Source organism: Flavobacterium sp. (assembly GCF_046073885.1).
Lineage (GTDB): Bacteria > Bacteroidota > Bacteroidia > Flavobacteriales > Flavobacteriaceae > Flavobacterium.
Map to the genome: position 1 here is coordinate 1 of NZ_JBJTND010000049.1, position 2,055 is coordinate 2,055.

General features: G+C 30.3%; 4 protein-coding genes. All 4 read left to right on the forward strand.

Annotation, left to right across the window (positions count from 1 at the left end; all coding sequences use genetic code 11):
• The coding region (locus ACKOWY_RS06985) for a hypothetical protein (RefSeq protein ID WP_408940725.1) at positions 1-783 on the forward strand (783 nt) is incomplete at its 5' end.
• 47 nt (positions 784-830) lie between these two features.
• Positions 831-1,286 carry a hypothetical protein gene (locus tag ACKOWY_RS06990; protein ID WP_408940726.1) on the forward strand — a complete coding sequence of 152 codons (456 nt, stop codon included), beginning with the start codon at positions 831-833 and terminating at the stop codon, positions 1,284-1,286.
• A gap of 40 nt (positions 1,287-1,326) precedes the next feature.
• Positions 1,327-1,515 (forward strand): hypothetical protein, encoded by a 189-nt coding sequence (locus ACKOWY_RS06995; protein WP_408940727.1) that lies wholly within the window; start codon positions 1,327-1,329, stop codon positions 1,513-1,515.
• Positions 1,516-1,682: 167 nt separating this feature from the next.
• The coding region (locus tag ACKOWY_RS07000) for a hypothetical protein (RefSeq protein WP_408940728.1) at positions 1,683-2,055 on the forward strand (373 nt) is incomplete at its 3' end.

Here is a 2,055-nt window from a genome sequence, read left to right on the forward strand (position 1 = left end):
GGTAATGATAAATTTGAAAGAATCTTAAGGGGTAAAAGAAAACATAGTTACACACAACAACAAGAGGAAGAAGAAGAAGAATCAGTAAACGAATCTACTTGTGAAAAATGTGGTAACAAAATTTGTGAATGTGGTTCAGGAATGTATGAATCTAAAAAGAAAAAATTACGTTTGAAAGAATCTGAATTAATTGCTCTAATTGGTAGAATGGTTAACGAATCAATCCCCGGTTTAGATGCCGCTAAAAAATCTCACACTGAAAGTGGAAAAGAAAATAAGGCGAACTTATCCGCAGTTGAGGCTAAAATGAAAAAACAAGCATCATTTGAAGGAAATGATAATCCTGAGTTTCCAAAGGCAATTGGTAAAGGTGAGAAAGTTGCAAGAAAAAACACACCTGAACAAGAAGAAGAAATTGCTAAAAACTTTGCAGGATTAGAAAATTTAGATTACGATATTGAACCATCTGAACAATTCAAGAAAAGATTAAAGATGTCAATCAATGGAGATAAATTGATGGGCAATGCTGCAACAACGGAAAAACCATCAATCAAACCATCAAATGGTGGAGAAAAAGGTAAAGAGTCTGAGGACAAAGACGGTAACGTAATTGCAACCCCTGAGACCGCTAAAAAAATAGAAAAACAAGTAGTAAATAGACAAAAAGACAAAGATAACAGAGAGTTATATTCTAAACAACCGGTTCCCGTTAAAACAAAACAAGTTAATGAGGAAATCGAGAAAATGAAGAATATGTTTAAATACAACCAAAAAACTCAGTAATTTCTTTTTTTTAAGTTCATTTCTACTTATATTGTAATGTAGAAAATATGGAAAACGGGGAAAGTTATCTAGAGTTTATCACATCTGAAAATTATAAACAACAGATTGATATTTGGTACAAAGCTTACAATATAAGTCGTGAGAAGACTGAACTCTTCTACGACTTTATTGTTTCATTATATGAATTAATTGACAACACATACTTGGGTTCCGACGTTATCAATACCGAAGAAGACCAAAGAAATCATTTCAATTGGTGTTGGGATAAAACAATCGATAGTTATAATAAAGAAAAAATATTCATAAAGGAACGAGACAGTGCCTACCAATATTTTTGGAATTTTTTCTCAGAGGCATATTATTATATGCAACATACAGATACTGCAATAAGGATTAACGACTACTTCAAAATATTATTTAGCTTCAAACATCGAAAATCAAGATCCGAACTTGATATGCTAACAGAAATCTACAAATTGTTAGAACAAAACTTGAAAAAGTAATTCAAATTCCGTATATTGATAGTAAAATCAAGGATAATATATGGAGACCTTAAAAAATATAAAGGAACTTGTTGAGAAAATGTCAGTCGACACTCAAAAGGTTTACGTCAAAGGTAATCGAAGTGCGTCGATTAGGGCTAGAAAATATGCCCAAGAAATAAAACAACTTATCGGTGTTTACCGTAAAGAAATTTTAGAAGAAATGAAACGACACGATGGAGGAAATTAAATTATTTGTATTTGTACTTAGTTTACTTTATGCAACAACATTCGCTTTTGATTTTGTTTTAAAATTATTTCAGGATACTCCTGAGCCAATTAAAGTATCAAGATTGGACGGTACATTTTTATACCTTGCAGTTTCATACATAATAACTTATTTTTTAATTTAACAACGTGTTTCAATCTATAAAATCATTAAGACCTTACTTTCATTCTCTTAGAGAAATTGAGAATAATGTCAGTTTGGATATCAAACTACCACTCAATTGGAGTTACGAGGAAATTGTAAAACCATATCGTTCGATTAAAATTAAAGTACAAGATAAAAATGAGAAATTTACTTTACTATCTTTAATATCATCTGCGGTTCAGGAAGGGTATGATGTTGTTTTTGCTTGTGCTTTGGAAATAATTCAGATAAATAAAGACGAAGAAGAAAAACAAAGATTGTTTCAACAGAAAGTAAAAGAATTACAAGAACTATTTAAAAAAGAATCACTGGATAAATTAAAAGATATAAATTTATTAAACGATTATGGACAAGAAA

Coding starts and splice junctions, on each gene's coding strand:
- ACKOWY_RS06990 (WP_408940726.1), top strand. CDS start 831: ATGGAAAACGGGGAAAGTTATCTAGAGTTTATCACATCTGAAAATTAT.
- ACKOWY_RS06995 (WP_408940727.1), top strand. CDS start 1,327: ATGGAGACCTTAAAAAATATAAAGGAACTTGTTGAGAAAATGTCAGTC.